The organism is Nitrosomonas communis, assembly GCF_900114745.1.
GTDB classification, from domain to species: domain Bacteria; phylum Pseudomonadota; class Gammaproteobacteria; order Burkholderiales; family Nitrosomonadaceae; genus Nitrosomonas; species Nitrosomonas communis_A.
Window position 1 is genome coordinate 1 of sequence record NZ_FOUB01000052.1, and the last position, 23,555, is coordinate 23,555.

Below are 23,555 nucleotides of genomic sequence, written 5' to 3' on the forward strand. Positions count from 1 at the left end.
AGTGATAACCCGAGAAACCATCGAATCAATGCACCTAGCGATGCGCCCACACTGATCGCGAGGATTGAGTTCCACATAGTCTTGTCCTTCTTGTTATCTTGACCGGACAGGCACTCGAGAACCTATGCGCCCAGACCGGGGTTTATGCGTAGGCATCATCAGCTACGGCCGCAGCAGTTAATGGAGGAATGCCAACCCCAAGCTTGTCATTTTAACCGAGCATTGGTTTGAAAGTCTCAATCTACTTATCAATCTCCGCTCTCCGAATTAAGTCGGTTTCCTTCCCCTATCAATGCTGAAAATAAACAGCTTGATTAGTCCACGCGTAATTCATTGAGGGCGCCTCTAAAAATTAGAGTTCTAAGCAAGATAAGGTGAGAACAAAAAATGTTGACGCAGCATATAACTGATATGTAAGAAAACATTTTTTATGAACAACGAAGTATTGTGACGAAATATAAATTTTTAGAGGTGCCCTTGACTTATAGTGCCTAAAAAACAGAAACTTGCGGACTTCGCACATGAATGACGGGCAAGGGTAGAGAGAATAATAGGGTAATAAGAGAAAAAATGAGTGAATTTGTGGGATTTCGCAAATCTTCGAAGTTCGTAAGAATTCGCATGAACCCGCGCAAACACGCAATAGTAGGCACAAAAAAACTAACCGGATTTGTCGGCTTCACCTTGCCAAATTATTTATACTGTCTGCGGTTCGCCTTCGCGTCATTTTTGATTTAGAAATGGAATTACGTGGCACCAGCTATTGTCGCCACCAGAAATATCTGCCGAATAGGTGATATGCTATGGCAGCAAGATGGGGAGCGTGAGCGCAAAGCTATAAAACGTAATTTACAGCAAGCACCAACCAGCAGCTTAAGCGCTCCAGTTAACGCATAAAACCGCCTGATTGCGCGCCATCAGTGGTGAATGCTGAGTAAAAATCGTATTTTTTATGCCATGCCTCACAAAAAATAATACAATCAGGGGTTGGTAGAATACATGGTTCATTGCATTTTCACAAAAGTGCTTAAAAATCAGGCAGCTTGAAGGTGAAAAAATGGGGTTTTCGGAGTGGCGCTAGTTATTTTAGATAACGATTCTTAAATCTTTAAAATTAATTCAGACAACCCTGATCATGGTTTCAAAACCACCTTCACACATTCATCTTCTTTATCATTAAAAATCTGATATCCTTTCGCGGCTTCGCTTAAAGGAAGACGATGCGAGATAATATCATCCAGCACAACTTTTCCTTCTTCTACCAGACGTATGAGATGATCGATATAATTTTGTACAGGAACTTGTCCTGCTTTAATGGTAATGCCTTTGTCAAAGATCTGGTGGATAGGAAAATTATCATAAGGATAACCATATACACCTACAATAGAAACGGTGCCGCCTCTGCGTACTGCATCCAGGCACATACGCAGCGCGTTAATGGTTCCTCTTTCTAATCTGATTATATTGGTAATTTTGTCCCATAAACTGCGGTCTGCTTCCATGCCTACAGCGTCGATGCAAACATCAGCACCTCTTCCTTGAGTCATTTCACGTATCTTTTCAATCACATCTTCGTCGCGCGCGTTAAGGGTTTCAGCGCGACAGGTACGTCTTGAAGTTTCGAGCCGGTAATCTTCCACATCCAAGGCAATGACTCTTTCCGCGCCGTGCAGCCAAGCTACTTTCTGCGCCATTAATCCAACAGGACCGCAGCCAAATACCGCAATGGTCTCGCCACCTTTTAGCTGGGACCAGTCAACAGCTATATAGCCTGTCGGGAAGATATCGGTAAGAAATAATACCTGATCGTCGCTCATGTTATCAGGAATTTTACGCGGACTATAATGTGCAAACGGTAAGCGAACGTATTCCGCCTGGCCGCCATCATAGCCGCCATACATATCGGTATAGCCGTACAGTCCGCCTCCTTTACCTTTAAACAAGTGTCCATCCGGACCATAAAACTCAGGATTCGATTCTTCACAGTGCGTAGGAAATTGATGCGTACAGAACCAGCAATGTCCGCAGGCAATAGGGAAGGGTACTACGACGCGGTCTCCTTTTTCCAGATGAGTAACCCCGGAACCGGTTTCTTCTACTATACCCATAAATTCATGTCCCAATACCATGCTGCGCAATTGAGGGAACATTCCGTTATAAATATGAAGATCAGAACCACAGATAGCGGTGGAAGTTACTTTAAGTATAACGTCAGTATCCTTCTGTATTTCAGGGTCTTTTACCGTTTCAACTCTTACGTCTTTTGGTTTATGAAATACCAGTGCTTTCATATTAAAATGGATAAAAGTTAAACAAAAAAAAGAAATTTAAAATAAGCGCAGCGTAGAGCATGCGGCTTTGCTTTATTTTCTGTGCTTTAACATAGGAGAGAGTAGCTCGCATAAAGTTCAACATCATCGCCCAGGTCAATGGAAAGGCTCATGGAAATAGTGATGTTATTCCATTTCATTTCCAAATCAAAAAAATGCGAAGGTGAGCCCCGGACAGTATCAATAATGTGGCAAGGTACAGCCGACAAAGACAATTTTGATTTGGAAATGGAGTTAATCATTGCAATGAAATAATCTTCAGCACATGAGAAAGGTTGATCATCATGAAAAAGCACCCCCATAATATCCCGGTGTTTCATTTCCACTGGTTGACACGCTGGTACGATCCGATGATGCGGCTCTCTTTTCATGAAGAAATATTAAAGACTGCATTAATTGCACAAGCGCACATCCAGCCCGGCCAAAATGTGCTGGATGTCGGCTGCGGTACGGGCAAGCTCGCGATGCTGATCAAACAAACTCAACCGAATGTCACCGTGTACGGACTTGACGTGGATCCTCAGGTATTGGATATCGCACGAAATAAGGCCGAGCAGCCGTGATAAAGTATTGTCCTTCAACAGGGTAGGGCAACTTGCCTGCCCTATCCGAATGAATGCTTCGATCGCGTGTTTGCCAGCCTGGTGCTTCATCATCTAACGCGAGAGGACAAGCAGCAAATGCTCAGGAAAGCTTTCCGCGTCCTCCAATCCGGTAGCAAGTTACATGTGGCGGATTTCAGTAGACCGCATGATCCAGGCATGTGATTAATCTCTCTGATAGTGCGATGGTTTGAAGAAATGCACGATAATATTCTGGGCCTGATACCGGTTTTTATGACGGATATCGGCTTCAATCCGGTAGAGGAGACGACTTGTTATCGCACCATACTCGGCACCATCGCTTCATACTGTGCTGATAAACCAATAAACTGAGCGATAAGTTGAACGCAAGTATTTAACGCGAGCATTTGATTGACGAATCACAAGTAGAAGTAGTCAAATTCATAGACCGCTTACCTCTGAAGGTGCTGCTGGCTGAACAAAAGAATAGGAGGCATCGGTCTGGTCGGGATTGTGGCTGAACCCTGTGTGATGATGCTGCTCCTCCTCAATCAGGTGCTTTCCGTCATAGAGGAAAAACGCTATGCCGCAATTTGTGGACTGGCGAGGGAGGTCTCGACTCGGTGCTCGCTAGAAAGGGCACAAAGGCAGAAAGTTGGCTGCTTTTTTGTCTCCCTATTACTGAGAAGTAGAAATTGTATGCATGCATTATTGCCTGTCTATTTGTTGCCCTCTAGCATTATTGTTCCATTTCTAAATCAAAACTGACTTTGTCGGCTTCACCTTGCCGTATTATTTATACTGTCCGCGGCTCGCCTTCGCGTCATTTTTGATTTGGAAATGGAATTACATAAGCTAATCAATGTGGATAAAGATGGTTGCAGAAGATACTTCAACACTTGCTTCATTAGTTTACAACATTCCCTGTTCTAGTGTGTTTTAAGCATTACAAAGAGATGCGATGTCGCCACTGGATTTAGTCAAACTCGCCCTGTTGCTAGACCGCACACGCGGCAGGCATGAGGTGCGTATTGGTTTGATTGATGGCCCGGTGGCGATGAGTCATTCTGAGCTTGCCTGCCTGCATATGCGCGAGATCGGTGGAAACGGAAGTGGTCGTTGCACACAGACGGATAGCGCGGCTTGTACGCACGGCACCTTTGTGGCCGGCATCTTGTCTGCCAAGCGGGGTTCTTCCGCGCCAGCCATCTGCCCAGATTGCACTTTGCTGCTTCGTCCTATTTTTTCAGAGGAGACTTCCGGTCAAGAAGATATGCCTAGCGCGAAACCTCAAGAGCTGGCTGCAGCGATCATCGAGTGTATCGCGGCAGGGGCGCACTGCATCAATTTGAGCCTTGCATTGGCACAACTTTCCTCAAGAGGTGAACGTGAGCTAGATCTCGCGCTGAATCATGCCACGCAGCGCGGCGTCATGATCGTGGCTGCGGCAGGCAATCAAGGTATGCTTGGCAGCAGCGCCATCACCCGTCATCCCTGGGTCATTCCGGTAGTCGCTTGCAATCTGCAGGGCAGACCGTTGAACGAGTCGAATCTGGGCAACTCAATCGACAAATGTGGCTTATGCGCGCCGGGTGATGCCATTACCAGCTTAAATGCGGCAGGGCAGTTTCTCACTCTGAGTGGAACGAGTGTTGCCGTACCTTTTGTGACCGGGACCATTGCGCTGCTGTGGTCGGTATTTCCTGCAGCATCCGCAGCGCAAATCAAGCTTGCCATTACTCAGGCTTCCCTGCCACGACGAGCCTCGGTGGTCCCGCCTTTGCTGGATGCTGAAGCGGCCTACCAAATTTTGTTAACAATGAATGCGAGAAGGTAGCTTGTATGACAAAAGAAAGTGAACGGAACAATCCTGGGCAGCGGAACGAGCATCCTCATCGAGTACCTTTGCCTGGGTTTGTCAGCGATGAGGAGATTGGCTTGGGCGATGCAATCCAACGGGTAACCGGCTATTTTGGCATCAAGCCTTGCGGCGGCTGCAAACAGCGGGCAGTCATGCTTAACCGCTGGCTGATTTTCATTCGTCGATAATCGAGGTGGCGAGATCATGTGCAGGGGATTTACGGGTAGCCAATTGCTGTTAAGGCTTATTACGAAAGGAGAAAAATATGAACGAACAAACCGAGGCGATGGATCAGTTGACGAATGCTCCAGGCGAGGCGAATAACGTAGCAGTGGCCCAGCAATCTCCCGAAATCCGTACCATGAGTGCTGCAATTTCTCCCCAGACAGGAGGCGGTGGAACCTGTAGCTGTGGCGGAGAGGTTGAGTTGACCGCAGGAAGCAGCATGGTTTCTTATGTTTATGCCATTGGCCGGGTGGAAGCGCGTTTCCCGAATCTTTCCGCAGAAAAGGAATTCGCCCAAGCAACGGGACGGGCAGATACCGCAGGCAAGACCGATCAACAAATCTTCCATGCCGTCCTGTCCAAGCGTGAGAACCGCTATCTGGTGCGCCAGCTTTGCTGGGTGCTGACCATCCAAGGACTAGAAACCTACTTGCTGCAGCCGCGCGACCCGGCGGGCATCGACCTGCTGGTGGAGGCCATCCGCCCGGCCCCTACCCCTAACGACATCGATGTCGTTATTGGCCTGCGCGGTCCCATCGCTCCGCCGCAGATGTGCAATGGATTGATGGTACCCATTGTTCTGTTTGATCAGATCTATTCCTTCAATCGTGATGCGCTCATAAAGGCCATTCCCAAGCCAGAGAAGACCACCGAGGAGCAGTTCGGTCCGGCAGCCGAGGAGCTGTTCAACCGGATCATGCAGATGACAGACAATGCCGGTGCAACTGACGAGCATCGTGTCCTGAATTACCTGGTCATGCGCTATCCTGCCATTTATGCCAAGACAGTCGAGGAATTTTCCAAGGATTTTTCGTTGACTGGTGTGGAGGTGCGTTCCTCACCCTTGAGCAGTACGCGCAACATCGTCGATGTCATCTTCGCCTATACCAACCGCAACACCGATTTTACAGAGAAATTTTTTGTGCGTGTTGACGTAACCGAGGAATTTCCGTTCCTCGTTGCCAAAATGTCGCCGTACTATGATCGCTAAACCTGGAGAAAATAGGAGGATACAAAATGAATATGCCAGGATTTACAGCAGAAATGTCGCTTTATAAAACGAGTAATTGGTTTGAAGCTCTGGATAATCATCAAATGAGTAAACAAACTGTAATTCCCCAGCAGTTTTTGTGTCTGGGTCTGGCTATCGTATTGCTTGCCGAGCCAGCTGTAATTTTTACACCTTGGTTTCTTCCTGCTGTATTTCGATATTGTCGAGGGAGTTCAGCATAATTAAAACATTGAGAGAGTGAGTGGAAACGAGCGTGATGAGTCACCCTTTACTTCGAGGTTGGGTTAGCCGCAGCCGTTAACTCAACGAACTGGTTTAACATAAAAGGAGGTATAAAATGAGCATGCCGGGATTTAGTGCAGAATTATCACTTGGCCCAACGATGGGTATATATCACGGAAGAGCCGTTTCCAGCGCATCTCTTGCGGAAAGTGACAGGAGCGTTATGCCACAGCTTCGTTTCCAGTCGGATCCGGATTTGGGTGCTTACTGGAGATGCAGGGCAAATGGAGGGAGTGATCTTATATGTCGTTTCTTTGCTGGGCTCCCTCCTTTCACAATTGGTGGCTTGCTATTCGCTTAATGAGGAGTACTGGATGTGCTGAGATCCAAAGAACGGTAATCACAGATTGAGGCAGTGAGGCCGTAATCCAGCAAATTGCAATGGTCTGCACAGAAATCTTTAACTCAACACTAGCTTCAACAGAAGATGGCCGATCTTCGTATTCAATATAGGCCCACCTTTGGGTTTATACGAGGTAAAGGAAAGGAATCGCGGTGAGGATTTTTCGCTGCAGGTCTCTAATCTATTATGAACCGAATAACCGAGGTATTGGCGTGATAGATTAACCAGTGATAAATGGATACATTAGTTCAACAGGTAAGAGCCTACCATCATAAGATTTACGGCTATCTCAGAACAAACACCCGAAGTTTCAGACGCGATCCACAAGCTCATGAACGATTAGTCTCAAACAGCGACTGGGTCAGTGAAAGGGCAGAGTTCGCCCAGTTCCCAGTTAAAGCTTGTCCGAGAAGAAACACAAAGATGCGGCGCTTTACCATCGGGGTGAGCGCATCATTCAAATTTAGGTTGAAATTTTATCTATTAACAAAGGAGAAAAATCATGAAGTTACCTGGCTTTACTGCTGAACTGACACTCTACCCATCTATTCGATATTATCAATCAGTAAGCATGATCAGTCGTGAGTCGGGTGGAATGTCCATTGTTCCTTCCATTCTGCAAATTATGTTGTGTGATGATGCTGGATTCTGCTGGCCACTAGGTGACAACTGGGGTCCACTTTTCGGCAATGCGCCCATTTGGCAAGGTGGTGCGGCGGGAAGGGGAGGCGGAGGGAATGGCGGTTTTGGTTCTGTCGCCGGTAGCCGCGACCCTGTCTGCTATGTAAATTGCATGGATCTCTGTCTGGTAGATTGTAAGAATCAGCAATGCCGTCGGAGATGCGCATTCAATTGCAATAAGCAATGCAGGGAGTAATGTATACAGAGATAAAGAACGTTGAATGCGGTGAGGCGCATCAATCGCGAACGATGGGTTTGCTAACCCCAACGATGTCGTTTCTGGGGTATTTTTCACTATTGCCACAATGACATTCACCTGGAACGAAGCGGAGGTTAATCCGGCTAATTCTAACATCATTTTTGATGAATCGATTCCACCCACTATCCTTATGCAATAAAGCTGAATTGGCTTAATCCACTGCTTTTACTCCCCATCTGAGCTGCTCAGAAGAATGGCTGAAACATTAAGCTACTATGACTTCATGGTTACCACCGATCGTATTCCATTTACGTGCTTGCACGTATTTTTTAAGTCAGCATATCTCGATAAGCTAATGGATATCAAAATACGAAAAAAGGAGCCTGCCGCCTACAACACGCTGATTTGTAAATGTGTTTTATCAAGGTAAGATCGAAGCGGGATCGGCATGTGTTTTAAGCCTGGGTATGGTCTCGCGGCGTATTAAATTTGAAAAACAAGGAGCTAATCATGAGTAAAGATAAAATTCTTGGTACCTGCCTTCTAGTTTGCGTACTAATGATGACCTCACCGGTGCAAGCTGAAGAAGATTATCTAACAGGTTTTGGCAACAAACTCAGCCAAGGCTTGGCAAATATGGCTTTTGGGTTTATCGAAATTCCAAAGAATGTCATCAATATAGCAAAACCAGCTAGAAATGATTCAAAGAGTATTCTCATTGTCTCATCTAGCAGAAAAGGGCATACGCCAAAGCACTGCGTAAACAACAAAACCAAACCGTTGAGATGCTCTTCAAATCCTATATATTCTGAATCATTCTTAACTGGTTACGCTATATCAGCAACGAGCAAAATATTCTTGTAGGCTTGACTTGGGGTCTGGTTCGAGGTGTTATGCATGGTGTGACTCGAACATTTGTGGGAGCTGGTGAATTCTTGACTTCACCATTTCCAACTTATGATTTTGCTACCCCAGCCTATGTCTGGGATCGCTTCAGTGAGGACAGCCGCTATATTGGGTTGAATTATCCTGGTTACTGGACTACTTATGGTCCATTGGATGATGGAGAGTAAATTTGTTTTAATTCATTCAATCAAGAGGATATCATCATGAAAAATTATATTTACCCCTCGCTTGCGGTTTTGGCATTCCTGCTGACAGCCTGTACCACACCTAAACAGAACACGGCTGATTTAAAAGCTGAGATTGATGCAGCTAGATCGGGTCACTATGGACAAGCCATGTTACATGCGGAGCAGTCTGAAGAAGATCTGGAAGTAGCTAATAATATACTGAACCATCTGGAGCATGACCACTACTGGAATATTGATGAGAAACAAAAAGCCTTGAATGCTGCCAGATCAGCAGCACACCATCGTTTGGAATCTGAGAAAGAGATGTGTCAATGGCTGACGGAAGTGCACAGCCATAACCATTCTAAAGCAGCAAAAAAAGCTGGTAAAAAACAGCACCATTCAGTTGCCTACTTTGCCACTGGTAGTGCTGAGCCATTTAAAACTAAAGATGAAGCCATCAGCAGAATAGGTCGTTGGCTAAATGAGCATCCCGATGCAACTGCAACTATCACAGCCACGACGGATACTGTCGGCAAGCCAGATTCCAATCAGGCTTTATCAGAAAGAAGGGCTAACGCAGTGGCGGATCGCTTGGTAGCAAGTGGTGCAAAACCTAACCAATTAATTGTTAAAGCGACAGGTGAAGCCACAGGTCCTGACAACACGCCCAATCAGGAGAACCGTGTGGCGATTGTTACTACCTCAGCGATTGTTACACTCCCACGAGCTCAAGAGGGTTACATTGATTGTCCTAATTTAAAATAGAGCTTAATGACTTATCTCACTTTCTCACTTTTATAGTCACATATCGCTGATTTTAGAACAATGCGGGCACTGAGAATCAGGCTTTACCTGTAGAGAATCCGGGCAGAGCCAGTAATTGGGTGATTGATCGGGTTGAAAAAATTGCTATTGATGCTCATTCAAAAGATTGGCTCTAAGTGTTCGCATCGGTGAGTGTCTTATTATTGCCGATAAAGGATAGAACAAGAGAATGGGCTTGCAACCTCATGTAATTCCATTTCTAAATCAAATCTGACTTTGTCGGCTTCTCCTTGCCGTATTGTCTACGGCTCGCCTTCATGTCACTTTTGATGTGGAGATGGAATAAGCTCTAAGGTCAGAGGTTAATATTCCGTGATAAGGAGGGAGAGAGTCTGAAGTATCTTAAACAGATTGATTTATAGCATGCCCTTACGATACAAAACACTTAAATCCATCATGATGGCGATACCATAATGTAGCATGACACCTGGCCAGATACTCTTGCTTTTTAGACTCATCGCACCCAACACGATCCCGGCCACTATTGCGCCAATCGTTTCAGGTAGAGGCTTACCAAAATGAATCATGCAATAGGGAATCGTCATGACAAATATGGCATAAACCCCAAATCTTCGTTTAGTTCCATGCAATAAAAACCCTCGGAATAAAAATTCGAGCGCAATAAACTGAAGAAAATAAAATAATTCCCAAATTACAAAATTCGGATAAAACGCCTCATTTTTTTCTATCCTATAAAAAGGATAACTTGCCAAAAAGCTATCTGTTCCTGAGAAATAAATAACTATAGGCGCCATACTGATGATCATGATTAAATAAGGCTTATAATTGATAAAACTGTAATTAGGGGCTAATCCGTAATTACTGAGCTTTTCTTTTATAACCAACACAATCACCAGTAATGGCAGAATGAAATAAAACAAAATAATTGAGGATGCCCAGAACATTAATTGATGTAGCTGAGCATCTGAGTGACGCAGCATGAAGGATCGAAACAGGTTTGAAAGGTCGTATAGCTCTATACTTTCCAAAATGGATAATACAAAACGATAATCTCCAAAATAACGATTAAGGGTCAATGCTAACGCCACCACAATGCAAATTAGTGCGATTTTAAAATTGGTTCTTTTTGCTTGCCATTGAAGTAGCTTGGTAATAGTCTGATGTGATTCTGATATAAATAACCTGAGCATGTTGATCTAAAGAATAAGAAAGCGCTATGCCAATAATTTATGCTACAAAAATAATTTCTTCGTGGAGTGCAATCGCGCCTTAATAAGAAATATGATGAATTAATCGCGCGGTTTATATGAGGTCAACTATGGTAGTGTGCAGCATATTATCAAAAGGATAATAATCGTCAAGTGTGCTATACCTTGGCGGTAGATGTGTCAGTCAATCTCAGATGGTTGGAAAAATATGTCAAGAATATGAAGTTTATGCTCATGTCTATGTATTTATGACGAATCATACCTGTTTACTTTGCGTACCGGAAAGTACTAGCGATATCAGCAAATAATGAAGCGCTCGGATGTTCTTATTCTATTTCCAAATCAAAAATGACGCGAAGGTGGGCCGCAGACAGTATCAATAATACGGCAAGGTGAAGCCGACAAAGTCAGTTTTGATTTAAAAATGGAATTATGTCCGCTACTTCAACCAGATCTACCAGGCAAAACTTTATGGAAGGGCATTATTAAACTTGCCTTGTGTAGATCAGACTGAAGAGCAAATCGAATAAGCCGTGGCTTAGTTTATTTGAGCCATTAACAATTCACGACCAGATCACCCATTTCGGTGTTTTTGTACCTCACCAATAAAAAAATTATCGCCTCCGTAGGTTTGTTGTACTTTACGATGCCCGGCACCTTTTTACACTTATTTTTCTTGGCACGTGACCTGCCCCCAATTCTGCGAAGAATTATTCGCTGACTCCGATCTGTTGAAAACAGCAAACGTAGGGCGCAATCGTTATTACACAGAAAAACGGGAGGGGCAGGTTTTATTTTTTGACTGGCAGTATTTGCTTAGTTCTGCAAAAAGCAAGACGGTATCTGACCCCATAGATGCTAACCATTCTAAGAACACCTCCCAAGGTGTCCTCAACCCTAGGCATTTTCTTGGTTTGTTGTTTAGTTTGTGTCCAGCATCTAACGGAAAATAAGCATCAAAAAATAAGGGCCAGGTCGCGATCCAAGAAAAATAAATATATACTACAGACTATATCATGACCACTCCGTTTAGAATTTCCGAATGCGTTTTATCACGTCACATTGCGTGGAGATCGCCGCGAAAACATTTATGAAGACGATGATAATCGGTTAAGGTTTTTAGAAATCCTTGGAACGGTTATTGCTGATTACAATTGGTTGTGTCATAGCTATTATTTGATGGATGATCATTATCATCTCCTCATTGAAACCTTTGACGGCGATTTGTCAAAGGGCATGCCCCAGCACAATGGCGTTTATACCCAGACATCGAATCGCCGGCATGGACATAGCGGTTATCTTTTTCAAGAACGATACAAAGCCATCCTGGTGGATAAAGAGCGTTATTGGCTCGAGCTTTCACGTTATGTCGTTTAGAATCCACTAAGAGCCAAAGACATGGTCAATTGACTTGAAGACTGGCCGTGAAGCAGTTATGTGGCAATGGTAGAGATGCTCCACGACCTGAATGGCTAACCACAGACTGGCTATTATCTTTTTTAATAAGCGAAAAAAGATTGCAATGGAACGATACCGGCAATTTGTCCTGGAAGGCGTGCAGCATCAACCTGAAATATGGTTGAATTTGAAAGATCAGATTTATTTAGGGAATGAAGCTTTCGTCACTGCAATGCAGAAAAGAATTGGGAAAGAAAAAGCGATTTAAATATACCCACGCAGCAAAAATGGTCGATCGCAAAGTCTTTGTCGGAAATTACGGCGCAATACAAAGACCGCAACACGGCAATTTTTGCTGCTTCCAAAACAGGTGCATACAGCCAGCGAGAAATTAGAGCGTTTTATCAATTGCACCTCACCACGATTGGCGCTATTCTTCGCAAGAATAAGAATTCTTGGTTCTGCACCCCACCTTTTCTTTGCTTTTTTCTCTTAATTCATCTCCACTGAATTTTTGCCTGGCAATGCAAAAATGACTGCTGAATTTCTGGGTAAGCTCTGATTACAAAAAGCAAATCCCTTATCTACCCGCGGCACCGGCTTGGTCAGTGTTAGGAAATATAATTTCTACCCGTCTATTCTGTTGGCGGCCAGCTTCGTTACTATTGGAAGCTACCGGATGGCTTTCACCAAAACCCTGAGTCATGATGCGCTGAGGGTTAACACCGTTGCTCACCAAGAAGTTCTGCACTGCCTGGGCACGCTGCTCAGATAATTTCTGGTTATAAGATTCCGATCCGGTATTATCGGTGTGCCCCTCGATGAGGATATTTTGCTCGGGATGGGATCTTAGGAATGAAACTAGACGAGAGAGATTGAGCTGCGCACCACTCTTGAGAGTTGCACGGTTGTACTCGAACAGCACGTCACCCAGCGTCATTACATAACCACGGTCCGTCTGCTCAGCCTTAAGCTCAGCTAATTCATTCGCTAGTGCGCGAGCTTCGTTGGTTCGCGCTTCTAAAAGAATGCGATCACGCTCTTTGACCAATTGGTCTAATGCTGCCTCGGCTTCCTTGCGTTGAGCCTCGACACGCGCAATCTCTAGCTGCTTTTGGGCGATGCCGGCAAGATGAGCCGTTTCCTTCCGGTTTCCTGCCTGCTCGGCCCGCGCTATGGTCTCGTTAGCCTTCTGGAGTTCTACAGGTGCCATGTCTACAATTTTTGGATCTTGTCGAGTTTGCTCGTAGGCTACTCGTGCTTGTTGAAGAGTCCCGTTGGGAGCGGCACAAGCACTTAATATAGCAGCGAGGCAAATGGTAAATACGCGATTTTTCCACCAAAAAAAACGATTGCTTTGAGTAATCATCGTCGTCTCCTTTGTTTATTGATCGGTGGCTTAAAACACTATCTTATCCACCGTTGAGCATAATAGATAAACCGGAATTCCATGGCGGTTTGGGATACAGAGCTAACGTATGTTGCTTTCACGCCGGAGATCTTCAATTGCTTTATCAACTTCTTGAGCTTGCGATTTTGCTCGCTCGGACAGAGCAGTACTTTCGGCTAGTCGAGCATCGACTTGGGCTTCTTCGGCCAACCGTCGTGCGATATCATAGTCCTTCTTGGCCAAGGAAGACTTGGCATGATCTAATTTATCTTTGGCCAAATGCATTGGCAGTGGCGCATATTTTGCGCCTTCGGCGCTGATCGCCCGGTCATAAGCTTCATCTGCTGATGAAATGGCAAGCCGTGCCGGCGTTGGGCTAGCACAAGCAGCCAGTAGAATAACACTGCCAATAATCCACAACGTAACTGGGAGTGTTTTTTTAAGTAGCGCAATCTTATTTATCATCGCTGACCTCCAAATGAGTTTTGGCTTTCAGGGTGATTTGACAGCGAGACGCGACAAGAAAAAACATCAATACTCGAGGTTCTTTTTGTTCGCTAATACACATCAAACCCCTGGTAACGCAGAAAAAATAAAACGCTTTTTTTTTTCACTAAAAACAAATGTACTGGAAATCAGATCAACTGTCAAACACATTGGTGACCGTTCAAAAATCACTTAATTTCAACTCATCATTGAAAAAAATCAAAGATATGGTTTTCATTTTTTGCCTTTTAGACAAAAGAAAAGATTTCCAAGCGAAATGGTCAGCTTAATCGATGAAGGAGTACCACAAAACTGGACAAATAGTTAAGCTCTGACAATGCTAATTAAGATCGCATTGATCGTAATTAAAAAACATAAATAAATTTCTGTGGAATTAAAGGGAAAGTGACGCCGGCAACAATATAGAAAAGGGGGACGCTACCCTTTTTATAGAGTTTGACTAAAGTCATTAGTCCATTTTCAAATCAAAAATGACGCGAAGGCAAGCCGCAGACAGTATCAATAATACGGCAAGGTGAAGCCGACAAAGTCAGTTTTGATTTAGAAATGGAATTCCATGCCAAGATTAAGTAGAACCGTATTGGCTGGTATCCCGCATCACATCACGCTGCGTGGAAACCGGCGAAAAAAATGTTTTTTAACCGATAATGATCGAAGCGTCTATCTCGGCTAATTAAAAGAGTCCTACGATAAATAGAGGGTTGATATTTTGACGTGCTACTTAATGACGAACTATATCCACTATATTGCATTTCCTGAAACGGAGTAAGGGTTGCCGAGCGTTTTAAAACCGTTGCACATGCACCATACGCAGAGGAATAACGGGAACGGAGTGGAAAGGTCATTTATGGCAAGGGTGATTTTTTATTGTCCTTGGGAGATGCCTATTTATGGGCTGTCATCCGGTATGTCGAACGGAATCCGGTACAAGTAAAAATGGTCTCTAAAGTGGAAGATTATTTCTGGTCGAGGCCGTGGCGCTTGTGGGTTAAGGAATATGCGTTATTGAGTCAAAAGTCGGAATGAAAAAACAGTGCGATCAAATCTCGAATTAGCCAACATGATTGGCGGAAGGTGAGGTCCGAGGAAGCTGAATTGTTGCGGCAAATATTAAAAAGGTTTATCGTGCGGGGAGGAAAATTTTATTCGAGGATTGGAAAAGATTGCGGTTAGGTTGTTGCGTTATCCTCCTTTATGGCGCCCAAGGAATGAAGAAGGCGAGCAATAAAAGATAGGAGCCGCTGATAGCTGTTGAAATATCTTGGGTTTTTGAGGCGATCACAGCTGATGCTGTGGCAGCGCAATTAAAAAATGCTGTCAATCAGCTGGTCGGCTCAAACAGATAGCTTGATCCGTGCAGAATATTTTGCACATGGTCAATTGAATTTCAATTCATGGGGTAGGGGATCTGAAATAGTGTGCCAACAACCAATCGAGTTTCGAGGCAAATACTTGACGATCAGCCTGACTAAAGGAAGAGGCCCCCCCAATATCTACTCCGCTGTTGCGTAATTCTTCCATAAAATTGCGCATGGTAAGGCGTTCCTGGATGTTGTCGGTGGTGTAGAGCTCACCGCGCGGGTTGAGGGCATGACCGCCCGCTGCAATTACCTGTGCCGCAAGCGGGATGTCAGCAGTGATGACCAGATCACCTGCTTGCAGTGCCAATATGATCTTGTTATCCGCCACATCAAAGCCGCTTGGTACCTGTTGCATCTTGATATAAGGTGAGGGTGGAACACGCAGCGGTTTGTTGGCAATCAGTGTGGTCACAATTTGGGTGCGTTCTGCTGCACGAAACAAAATTTCCTTAATGACGACGGGGCAAGCGTCAGCATCTACCCAAATTCTCATCGATTATCGCCCGCGTTTGCCTGAATGGTGGCCTGATTTTGGCGAAAACCAAGTTGTCTGGGGCATGGCTTGATGGCGTGCAGCTTCAGACATTTTTTGAGCAGGTTGTTTCTTGGGTGAGTTTTGTGCATTATTTGAGTGCTGCTGAGTGCCTGCTGGTTTTGAGCGGGGGGTACTGTTTGGGTTGTGTTGTTTGGGTTGTTCCGGGCACCTATTTTTCGCGCGACTATTTACTGCTTGCTTAGCGCGCTCCCCTGCTTTGCAGTTGATCTGATTTGGCTTCTTGTTACCTTGGTTGATGACGCGTCGTTGTTGGTTCGTGGGCCTGAGTGCTTCAGGTTCAATTTTGGTAGGTGCGACAAAGCCTACGGCAGTTGTTTTGGGAAGCTCACGTTTTATCAACCGCTCTATGTCGCGAAGGTATTTCATTTCTTCACAGTCTACTAGCGATATCGCTGCACCAGGGCTACCTGCACGGCCAGTACGGCCAATGCGGTGCACATAATCTTGGGGTATATTCGGCAGTTCAAAATTTACCACTTGTGGCAGTTGGTCGATATCCAACCCGCGTGCGGCGATATCGGTTGCAACCAGCACCTGTACGGTTCCTTGCTTGAATTGGGATAATGCTTTGGTGCGGGCGCTTTGACTCTTGTTGCCATGAATCGCGGCAGCTTCGATCCCATCTTTGACCAGCTTTTCTGCCAAGCGATTGGCACCATGTTTGGTACGGGTAAAAACCAGCACTTGTTGCCAGTTATGGTATTTGATCAGATAGCTCATTAGATCACGTTTATGGCTTTGGTCCACTAAATGCACTGTTTGCTCGACCAGTTCCGAGGCAGTGTTGCGACGTGCTACTTCAACAAAAGCTGGATTCCTTAGCAGAGTAGCGGCCAGCATCCTGATTTCGTCTGAGAAAGTGGCAGAGAACAGTAGGCTCTGCCTTTGTTTAGGCAGCAATGCAAGAATTTTTTTAATATCGTGGATGAAACCCATATCCAGCATGCGGTCAGCTTCATCCAGCACGAGAATCTCAATGCCGGATAAATCCAGCGTTCTCTGGCCAACGTGATCGAGCAGACGGCCAGGGGTGGCGACCAGGATATCCAGCGGCTTACGCAAGCGCGTAATTTGCGGGTTGATGCTTACTCCACCAAATATAACGCTGGAAGTAAGCGACAGATATTTGCCATAGGTTTTGACAGATTCTTCTACTTGTGCGGCTAGTTCGCGCGTGGGCGTCAAGATTAGACAGCGTGGATGGCCTTTTGCCAAGTTGGCAGCTTTCTTCTGACTCAGTAATTGCAGGATGGGTAATGTGAAACCGGCAGTTTTGCCGGTACCGGTTTGCGCGCCAGCAAGCAGGTCGCTACCGCACAATATTTGCGGAATAGCTTTGAGCTGGATGGGTGTAGGCGTGATGTAGCCAGCGTCGGCAATGGCGCGCAAGATGGGTTTACTTAACCCCAGTTCGTTGAAAGTAGAGATGATAGAGGTTGTTTCTAGAGTTTTTGGTTGAACAGACAAGGTAATACTCCTGCGGCGGCCTGTTACTCATAAGTAGCACCAATCGAGGCAGACGAATAAAGGATCAGTAATAGTCAACATCAAAAAATATCGGACTGATCATTAGATGAGAAGAAAGACCGCTGCAGTGATTGGTTGGGTGCAGGGATTTTGTATTATACGGATTTACAGAACAAAAATGGATTTATTTCCAATAAATTTGGTAAAAACCAACGTCTTTAAACGGTGACTTTGACTTTAAATATGTTGACTCACGCGCGTTTAACTTGGTGCGTATAGTCGGCTTTAGTCGTCTGCACCCAAGCTGCGCTAACCCACTTACTTTTGATTCATGGAGTTATCACATCAGGATAGCCATTTGATGCAAGCTTCAACCATTCAGTACTTGCAATTCAAGGCAGTATCTGACCCCGTGTACTGTATTTTATTAAGACCGTGAATTCAAATTCAAACTGAGACACTACAAATACTATCAGGATTGAAAAATAGAACTTCGTCGAATTGGTGCGGATCTGGATGAGTGAATGAAGTAATATGAGAGCAGATAAATACCATGCGCTACGCAATGAAGAGGGAGCTACCTAGTGAAAACGATTATAACCAGAGTAGTTGGAGTAAAATATGGACAACTAAAACCGCCGCTATAGAGAAGGGCACGCTGATCTTCATATACTGCCACAGGTCGATTCTATAGCCCCGCTTCTCTAGCATGCCACAGGCCAGAATATTCTTTGTAGCGCTTACGGGGGTGATATTACCTCCAAGGCCAGCGCCTACCAGCATTCCGTAGTAAAACGCCCAGGGAGCGATTGCCAACGATTCCGCCAGATACCGGCATACTGGGATCATAAGAGCAGCGTAAGGCACATTGTCGATGAATCCGGACAGCACGACCGAGATCCATGTCAAGAAAGCCAGATAACCCGTGGGGTTCCCCAAGCCGATGTCAGTTAGCCATTGGGCAAAACTTTTCAGAAGACCTATTCTTTCTACACTGTCAACCAGAATAAAAATACCGACGAGAAAAAACAGGGTAGACCAATCAAATTCCTTGAGCATTTGTTTCCGCGGCAACGGCGCGGAAGCCAGAGCTAGTACGCCGACGCCTAAACCTACCAAGCCGAGGTACTGCATAGGAATAAACGCTAGAAAAAGAATACTCCAGATAAATATAGTCAGCGGCTACCAGGATACGACCACAGCCTTGTGAGCGATGTTAACCGATTGACTGAAATACCGGAATTGCCAGCTAAGCGTGGTCAACGCGGCCAGAACACCAATGATGGTGAGGATACCGATCCCCACTCGTCCCTCAAACCAATAGAAATCCATGAATTTCATGTCCGTAGTCAATGCGAGAATCAGCGAGGGCGGGTCCGACACCATGCTAACGGTAGTGACTATGTTGGAGCTGATGGCTAGCGTGATTAAATATTCGAACAACGAAGCTTTCAGACGGTCTGCCACTTCGATGACAAAGGGAGCCATCATGATAACCACCACGGCATTAGGCATGAACGAGGACAGCGCCGCTGCCAGTACTGCAATCCAAAGTAGTGCGTGTTTTTCTTTTTTTGATTTTGACAGAATATAAGATGCTAGATATGCTGGTATTTTACTTGCCTGGAAATGAACTGCCAGCAGGCCATAGCCCCAGTAAAGTGCTAAGACGTTCCAATTCACACTTTCCAGAAATGCTACATCCGGCGCGATGATCCCCAAGCAGATCAAAAATGCAGCTGTTGCCAGTGAGACATGCGTGATCTTGAGCTTGCGGTGCAGGATCAGTGCAAAACAAACGACGAAGATTACCATCACGATCCAAGGCTCGGTTTGCGGCGAAAGAATTTTATACCAAGTCATACAAGTAATTCCAAGATTTATTTTAGTAAAACAGTCGTTTACCTGCATGACTGGGCAAGAATGTGGTGCATTGCTGGATAGGAGAAAAGGTCTGTACTATGCACAGCTAAAGGGAGAAACATATATATTTACTTTCTGCCGCTCTACGAAAGCACCAGCAAAAGTGTATTGAGACACTTCTAAAATTCAGGAACAATAATAAGGCTTATTCTCAATAAATAGTTCAAAAAGAATTAAATGCTAGGTACTGTCAGACCTAAATTCAGTAAGAGTTTTTAAAAATTCTTTAACTTCATTTGGAATTTTTTGAATCACAACCCAGAGCATAAACAGTGGTTAGGCCTTACATTTGACATTTTCACCTTCAACCTCTTTGATTACCCAGCTTACGGTCGCGTAACTCACACGAAAATACTTACCCCACTTACTTATATCAAATGTAAGGGGTCTGGGCTTGACCTCATGTACTCTGTTCGAGAGTTTTAACATTAAATTCTCGCATGAATTCCAATCTACATACGTGTCTCAGGTATTTTTCAGAGCTGATTATGTAAATGGTAATCATTATTTTTCTTGTTTATTAAAACGGTTTTTTAATATACTGTTATTAAGAGTAGGGGAATTGATTTAAAACGCACTAAGAGGTTGAAAAAATTTATTGTGTGCTTTAATGGCTATATTGGGCGGTACTTGATTCTCGCTGATCAATTTGATAGATAGTTACGCCAAAACGTAGTTTCGCTAAAATTAAGTTTTAACGAAATTCGTGAGAATCATTTTCTCGAATCTGCATTTCGTTCGCCTTATGTTTGGCGTTCTTTACGATTTCTTCTACAGCCTCTGATGGATACAATGATTTAAGCGAGATTGCCAATAATTTAAGTGGGATTACCTATGGTAAAGGAGCGCTTATGGATGGTAATAAAGAAAGATTACTCGGAGAAATTCTTGCCCAAGGTGGTTGGACAATGGTGCCGCTTTATGCGTGTTCCATCGTTGCGCTTGCCGTTTCCATTCGCAAACTCATAGAGTACCGGGCGTTACACCTATCCGATCTAAGCTGGTTCGAAGAGGCACTAAATCTTATCCGTTTAGGAGATTTCAATGCGGTGAGCGGAGCTTGTAATCACCGTTCGCACCCTGCCGCTCGCGTGGTATGCGCCGCTGCGAAGGCACTCACGGAACGGCCTGAGCTTGCAGAATCTGAGGCTAGACGGGTTGCCATCCTAGAAATACAGAAGCTGGAAAAGAACCTTTCACTGCTCTCCTTTATCGCTCAGATTGCGCCACTCCTCGGTCTACTCGGTACGGTATTTGGGATGATTAAAATGTTTATGGACCTTCAGGAAGCCGGTAACTCCAGCATCAATCTCTCAGACCTTTCGTCGGGAATTTGGGAGGCACTAGTAACGACGGCAGCCGGTCTGACGATTGCAGTGCCGACACTTGCTATCCACGACTATCTTTCAAGTCGTTTAGACAATGTTCGTCTTCACTTGGGTGACATTATACAGAGCATCTTCTACGTTGCCCCCAGGAACCAAGCCAAACCGGAGGTGACAAATGGATTTTGAAACTCGGCAACGTACTTCACCCACAATCAACCTTACGCCCTTAATTGATTGTATATTTACCTTGGTCATTTTTATTATTCTTGCCGCTAACTTTCAACGGATTCAGACGTTGGATGTCTCGGTTCCAGAAGCGGAATCATCTAATGAAGCAGAAATTGAATCTCTGGTGATCACCATCCCTGTCACGGGCACAATTAAGGTTGAGAACGAGAAGATCGAATTAAGCGAGCTTAAACATGAGCTGCAATCAAAGATATCCCGTTACAAGACAGTGCTTTTAGTGGCGGATCGATCAGTGCCGGTGCAGCGGCTTGTGCAGATTTTAAGTGATGTTCAGGCAGTCGGATTTACATCTGTGAGTATTGCGACTCAGAAGCCTGAAGCTGAAGCGCCATGAATCAGCTGCGCGGTTGGCCCATGCCAATCTTGGTGACATGCTTTGTGCATAGCGCAATCACAATGTTGCCCATTAATTTTGTACAGAAAAATGATCGGGTAGAGGACGAAACCATCACGTTTAAATTAGTATCACTTCCCCAAATCGCCCCTTCACCCCAAATTGCCTCTTCACCTTTTATAGGGCAACCGTTATATCGGCCGGAGAAGAAACCCTCAGCACCCAAGGAAATTCACCAGGAGAAAACAACTTCTATTGCGCCAAGACCACCAAAAACGATTGCCCGAGCATCCGGCAAGGCTAAGGAGAAAACGACATTACCGCAACCTGCAGACGGTCAAGAATCATCCAGCGATGCAAATGTAGCCATGGCAGGGCACCCAGGAGCTGGTGGAGGATCCGGAGCAGGATCCGGTACGCAAATGCCTTCTGGTCCAGTTATGTTGTCTTCAGAACTATCGGTTATTTGCCCAGTGATGAATTCCCCTTCCTATCCTTCTCGGTCGCGCATACTTGGCGAGCATGGTAAATTAGTGCTAAAACTGGAATTGGATGAAAGTGGTCGCGTGAAAAAGGCGCAAGTTACTAACAGCAGCGGCTACTCTCGTCTAGATGAGGCCGCTATTACTGCAGTTAAAACCTGGCGATGTAAACCTCCATTGCAAAATGGTCAGCCAGTACCCGTTGTTGCCTTTCAACCATTTAGCTTCGTATTAAAAGAATAGACTTATAACAAGAATAGGGGGATCCATTCGTCGGTCTGTGTCATCCACAAATTCAATGATAGACACCTTTTGCGAGCAGCTCAACGTCTGAATTAAGCCGAGCAGCAGCTTCAGCTTGAATGAATTATTAGCTTTGCTTACGCCGCCTTCACAGGATAACGGCTGGAAATGGCAATGCGATTCCACGCATTGATGACTACCGAAAGCCACTCAACAGTCGATATTTCAACTTTTGACAGATTGGCTGCTGCTTGCTCATAGATGGCATCTGGCACTTGCCCGTCAGAGATTAATGTAATGGCTTCTACCAGCGCCAATGCTGAGCGTTCCTTTTCGGTGAAATACCCAGTTTCCCGCTACAGGCTTGCTAATTCCATTTCTAAATCAAAACTGACGCGAAGGCGAGCCGCAGACAGTATAAATAATACGGCAAGGTGAAGCCGACAAAGTCAGTTTTGATTTAGAAATGGAATAAGACACTTATGCGATCGCTTGACTCGTTACTGGATAGGGCATCCTGAGTATGCATCCTGATACAGAATGCGCACTGGTTGAGTTGTGATGCATGAAGGCACGAAGGCGCAGCAAATGCGCAAAGCCATTCGGGATGTTTGCGGAAGCAACGGCTTCAGCTACTAGTTTCTCAAAGCCAATGACCACCTGGTCAAGCGCTGGAGCAGAGTTACCAAGATTGATTCTTCTGACATCAAATCTCCTTTTTTGTATGTACAGGGCTAACAAGAATGAGAACTCCAAAATGACACAATATATTACGTCAAAAATGGAATTCCACATGGCAAATATTGCAATATGTTGTTAATTTTAAAAGAAATATTTTAATAAGATTTAAAAATTTAGATTTCATCATAATTTCCATGATTCACTCCACCAAAAGTTGGAAATAACCAGCTCGCTTTAGCGGGTTCGGTTGATTGACGGGTTAGCTACCCAATCGTGTAATCGAACGTTCAATATTCTGTCGAGCCTGCTTTTCATAGTGCTGTATGAACACATGCGTATTGAATATCGTTGGCCGTGCGAGAAAATCCTTCAGAATCTTCCTCCGCTCCTTTCTGAACAAGAACCACGGAACCCAAGAATACTCTTCACGTATCTGCCGCTCGTATTCCTTAAATCTTTCAGGTTCTGCACCTAGGATGGATAGGTCTACGTCGATCAAGACTTGCTCGTCCTTGTTGCGTGGCAGTACGGCGTGCCGCGTTGCCATGATCAAGTTTGAGATGCGGGCAGCGGCATCCGCGGACCCGCCTGCAACCAGTACCTTCTTTACCGCTAGTTCTGCACTCTTAACTTCGTTCTGGCTGGAATGCTTCTCATAGATCGCATCGTGAAACCAAAGCGCTAGCTCTACTTCGAAGGCATGCTCTGCGAGATTGTGGATTTCGGTGAGCTTCGCAAAGCACTCTTCAAGATGGCGGACAGTATGGTACCTACGGTGGGGCTCGGAGTACCGAGCGATGAGCTCTTTAAACTCCTGAAGCAGCATAGGGGTGATTGAGATGCCCAGCCCCTCCCAAGATGCTTTCCATTGATTCGCCAATAGCATCACTTGGGTAGCTAACTAGAATGAGATCTTCGAAATGACACAATAGAAAAGGACTCAGTCATTGTATCTTGCAAAATGAATGAATTCACCTGGTTAAAAAAATGTTTCATTTGTATTTTACCATTGCATCATTAAGCAGATTGCTTGAGAGCCTCGGCAATGGATTGGAATAACGCCTGTCGCG

General features: G+C 44.9%; 23 protein-coding genes, 3 pseudogenes and 1 riboswitch. Of the genes and pseudogenes, 16 read left to right on the forward strand and 10 right to left on the reverse strand.

The genetic code is table 11. The annotated features are described in order from the left end of the window. Positions 1 to 142: 142 nt before the first annotated feature. A riboswitch (Fluoride riboswitch) is annotated at positions 143 to 208 on the reverse strand. Between the two features lie 542 nt (positions 209 to 750). Beyond that, on the forward strand, positions 751 to 897 hold the full coding sequence (locus BM122_RS23455) for a hypothetical protein (RefSeq protein ID WP_177198160.1): 147 nt from the start codon (positions 751 to 753) through the stop codon (positions 895 to 897). 236 nt (positions 898 to 1,133) lie between these two features. Here BM122_RS23455 and BM122_RS15395 read toward each other — a convergent pair whose 3' ends face one another. After that, positions 1,134 to 2,291: a zinc-dependent alcohol dehydrogenase gene (locus BM122_RS15395; RefSeq protein WP_074906511.1), complete on the reverse strand. Its 1,158-nt coding sequence runs from the start codon at positions 2,289 to 2,291 to the stop codon at positions 1,134 to 1,136. 323 nt (positions 2,292 to 2,614) lie between these two features. Here BM122_RS15395 and BM122_RS25295 point away from each other — a divergent pair. The 10 genes and pseudogenes from BM122_RS25295 (at position 2,615) to BM122_RS15445 (ending at position 9,337) form a co-directional block, all read left to right on the forward strand. Further along, positions 2,615 to 3,097, forward strand: a pseudogene (locus tag BM122_RS25295) (class I SAM-dependent methyltransferase). A 33-nt stretch (positions 3,098 to 3,130) separates the two neighbouring features. Continuing rightward, positions 3,131 to 3,265: a hypothetical protein gene (locus BM122_RS25300; RefSeq protein WP_256212106.1), complete on the forward strand. Its 135-nt coding sequence runs from the start codon at positions 3,131 to 3,133 to the stop codon at positions 3,263 to 3,265. A 589-nt stretch (positions 3,266 to 3,854) separates the two neighbouring features. Continuing rightward, entirely contained in the window at positions 3,855 to 4,730 is an 876-nt protein-coding gene (locus BM122_RS15405; RefSeq protein WP_074906512.1) for a S8 family peptidase, read from the forward strand. Between the two features lie 5 nt (positions 4,731 to 4,735). Next, positions 4,736 to 4,942 (forward strand): hypothetical protein, encoded by a 207-nt coding sequence (locus tag BM122_RS15410; RefSeq protein WP_074906513.1) that lies wholly within the window; start codon positions 4,736 to 4,738, stop codon positions 4,940 to 4,942. 77 nt (positions 4,943 to 5,019) lie between these two features. Further along, positions 5,020 to 5,970, forward strand: coding sequence for a cyanobactin maturation protease PatG family protein (locus BM122_RS15415; protein WP_074906514.1), 951 nt, complete (start codon positions 5,020 to 5,022; stop codon positions 5,968 to 5,970). Positions 5,971 to 5,996: 26 nt separating this feature from the next. Continuing rightward, positions 5,997 to 6,212 carry a hypothetical protein gene (locus BM122_RS15420; RefSeq protein ID WP_074906515.1) on the forward strand — a complete coding sequence of 72 codons (216 nt, stop codon included), beginning with the start codon at positions 5,997 to 5,999 and terminating at the stop codon, positions 6,210 to 6,212. Positions 6,213 to 7,118: 906 nt separating this feature from the next. Further along, complete coding sequence (locus tag BM122_RS22570) at positions 7,119 to 7,493, forward strand: hypothetical protein (protein WP_143083470.1); 375 nt, start codon at positions 7,119 to 7,121, stop codon at positions 7,491 to 7,493. Between the two features lie 513 nt (positions 7,494 to 8,006). Then, the gene (locus BM122_RS15435; RefSeq protein ID WP_074906518.1) at positions 8,007 to 8,360 is read left to right on the forward strand and encodes a hypothetical protein; all 354 of its coding nucleotides are present in this window, start codon (positions 8,007 to 8,009) and stop codon (positions 8,358 to 8,360) included. 2 nt (positions 8,361 to 8,362) lie between these two features. Beyond that, positions 8,363 to 8,569: a hypothetical protein gene (locus BM122_RS15440; protein WP_177198161.1), complete on the forward strand. Its 207-nt coding sequence runs from the start codon at positions 8,363 to 8,365 to the stop codon at positions 8,567 to 8,569. A 36-nt stretch (positions 8,570 to 8,605) separates the two neighbouring features. Next, entirely contained in the window at positions 8,606 to 9,337 is a 732-nt protein-coding gene (locus BM122_RS15445; protein WP_218152102.1) for an OmpA family protein, read from the forward strand. A 416-nt stretch (positions 9,338 to 9,753) separates the two neighbouring features. On the opposite strand, the gene BM122_RS15450 is transcribed toward BM122_RS15445, so the two are convergent. Continuing rightward, on the reverse strand, positions 9,754 to 10,434 hold the full coding sequence (locus BM122_RS15450) for a CPBP family intramembrane glutamic endopeptidase (protein WP_177198162.1): 681 nt from the start codon (positions 10,432 to 10,434) through the stop codon (positions 9,754 to 9,756). 1,185 nt (positions 10,435 to 11,619) lie between these two features. On the opposite strand from BM122_RS15450, the pseudogene BM122_RS24275 reads away from it, so the two are divergent. Beyond that, a pseudogene (locus tag BM122_RS24275) lies at positions 11,620 to 11,943 on the forward strand (transposase); the annotation flags it as partial. Positions 11,944 to 12,034: 91 nt separating this feature from the next. Beyond that, entirely contained in the window at positions 12,035 to 12,232 is a 198-nt protein-coding gene (locus BM122_RS24280) for a hypothetical protein (RefSeq protein ID WP_074906522.1), read from the forward strand. A 312-nt stretch (positions 12,233 to 12,544) separates the two neighbouring features. Here BM122_RS24280 and BM122_RS15465 read toward each other — a convergent pair whose 3' ends face one another. The 5 genes and pseudogenes from BM122_RS15465 to BM122_RS26175 all read right to left on the reverse strand — a co-directional run bounded on the left by BM122_RS15465 (position 12,545) and on the right by BM122_RS26175 (position 19,156). Continuing rightward, positions 12,545 to 13,333 (reverse strand): OmpA family protein, encoded by a 789-nt coding sequence (locus BM122_RS15465; RefSeq protein ID WP_083398528.1) that lies wholly within the window; start codon positions 13,331 to 13,333, stop codon positions 12,545 to 12,547. A 102-nt stretch (positions 13,334 to 13,435) separates the two neighbouring features. After that, a complete protein-coding gene (locus tag BM122_RS15470; protein WP_074906523.1) occupies positions 13,436 to 13,819 on the reverse strand; it encodes a DUF4398 domain-containing protein in 384 nt (127 codons plus the stop codon). A gap of 1,434 nt (positions 13,820 to 15,253) precedes the next feature. Then, the gene (locus tag BM122_RS15475) at positions 15,254 to 15,715 is read right to left on the reverse strand and encodes a YaiI/YqxD family protein (protein ID WP_074906524.1); all 462 of its coding nucleotides are present in this window, start codon (positions 15,713 to 15,715) and stop codon (positions 15,254 to 15,256) included. 3 nt (positions 15,716 to 15,718) lie between these two features. After that, positions 15,719 to 17,245 carry a DEAD/DEAH box helicase gene (locus tag BM122_RS15480; RefSeq protein WP_177198163.1) on the reverse strand — a complete coding sequence of 509 codons (1,527 nt, stop codon included), beginning with the start codon at positions 17,243 to 17,245 and terminating at the stop codon, positions 15,719 to 15,721. Between the two features lie 594 nt (positions 17,246 to 17,839). Then, a pseudogene (locus tag BM122_RS26175) lies at positions 17,840 to 19,156 on the reverse strand (SLC13 family permease). 761 nt (positions 19,157 to 19,917) lie between these two features. On the opposite strand from BM122_RS26175, the gene BM122_RS15495 reads away from it, so the two are divergent. The 3 genes from BM122_RS15495 to BM122_RS15505 are packed head-to-tail and all read left to right on the forward strand — an operon-like array spanning position 19,918 to position 21,804. Further along, positions 19,918 to 20,682 carry a MotA/TolQ/ExbB proton channel family protein gene (locus tag BM122_RS15495; protein ID WP_143083471.1) on the forward strand — a complete coding sequence of 255 codons (765 nt, stop codon included), beginning with the start codon at positions 19,918 to 19,920 and terminating at the stop codon, positions 20,680 to 20,682. Then, positions 20,672 to 21,079, forward strand: coding sequence for an ExbD/TolR family protein (locus BM122_RS15500; protein WP_074906529.1), 408 nt, complete (start codon positions 20,672 to 20,674; stop codon positions 21,077 to 21,079). The genes BM122_RS15495 and BM122_RS15500 overlap by 11 nt, the downstream gene beginning before the upstream one ends. Then, entirely contained in the window at positions 21,076 to 21,804 is a 729-nt protein-coding gene (locus tag BM122_RS15505; protein ID WP_256212110.1) for an energy transducer TonB, read from the forward strand. Before BM122_RS15500 ends, BM122_RS15505 begins: the two co-directional genes overlap by 4 nt. Before the next feature lie 137 nt (positions 21,805 to 21,941). Here BM122_RS15505 and BM122_RS15510 read toward each other — a convergent pair whose 3' ends face one another. From BM122_RS15510 to BM122_RS15520, 3 genes are all read right to left on the reverse strand, one after another. Then, on the reverse strand, positions 21,942 to 22,121 hold the full coding sequence (locus BM122_RS15510; RefSeq protein WP_218152103.1) for a carboxymuconolactone decarboxylase family protein: 180 nt from the start codon (positions 22,119 to 22,121) through the stop codon (positions 21,942 to 21,944). 143 nt (positions 22,122 to 22,264) lie between these two features. Continuing rightward, positions 22,265 to 22,333 (reverse strand): hypothetical protein, encoded by a 69-nt coding sequence (locus BM122_RS26180; protein WP_371264934.1) that lies wholly within the window; start codon positions 22,331 to 22,333, stop codon positions 22,265 to 22,267. Between the two features lie 411 nt (positions 22,334 to 22,744). Then, positions 22,745 to 23,365 carry an HD domain-containing protein gene (locus BM122_RS15520; RefSeq protein WP_218152104.1) on the reverse strand — a complete coding sequence of 207 codons (621 nt, stop codon included), beginning with the start codon at positions 23,363 to 23,365 and terminating at the stop codon, positions 22,745 to 22,747. Positions 23,366 to 23,555: the final 190 nt, after the last annotated feature.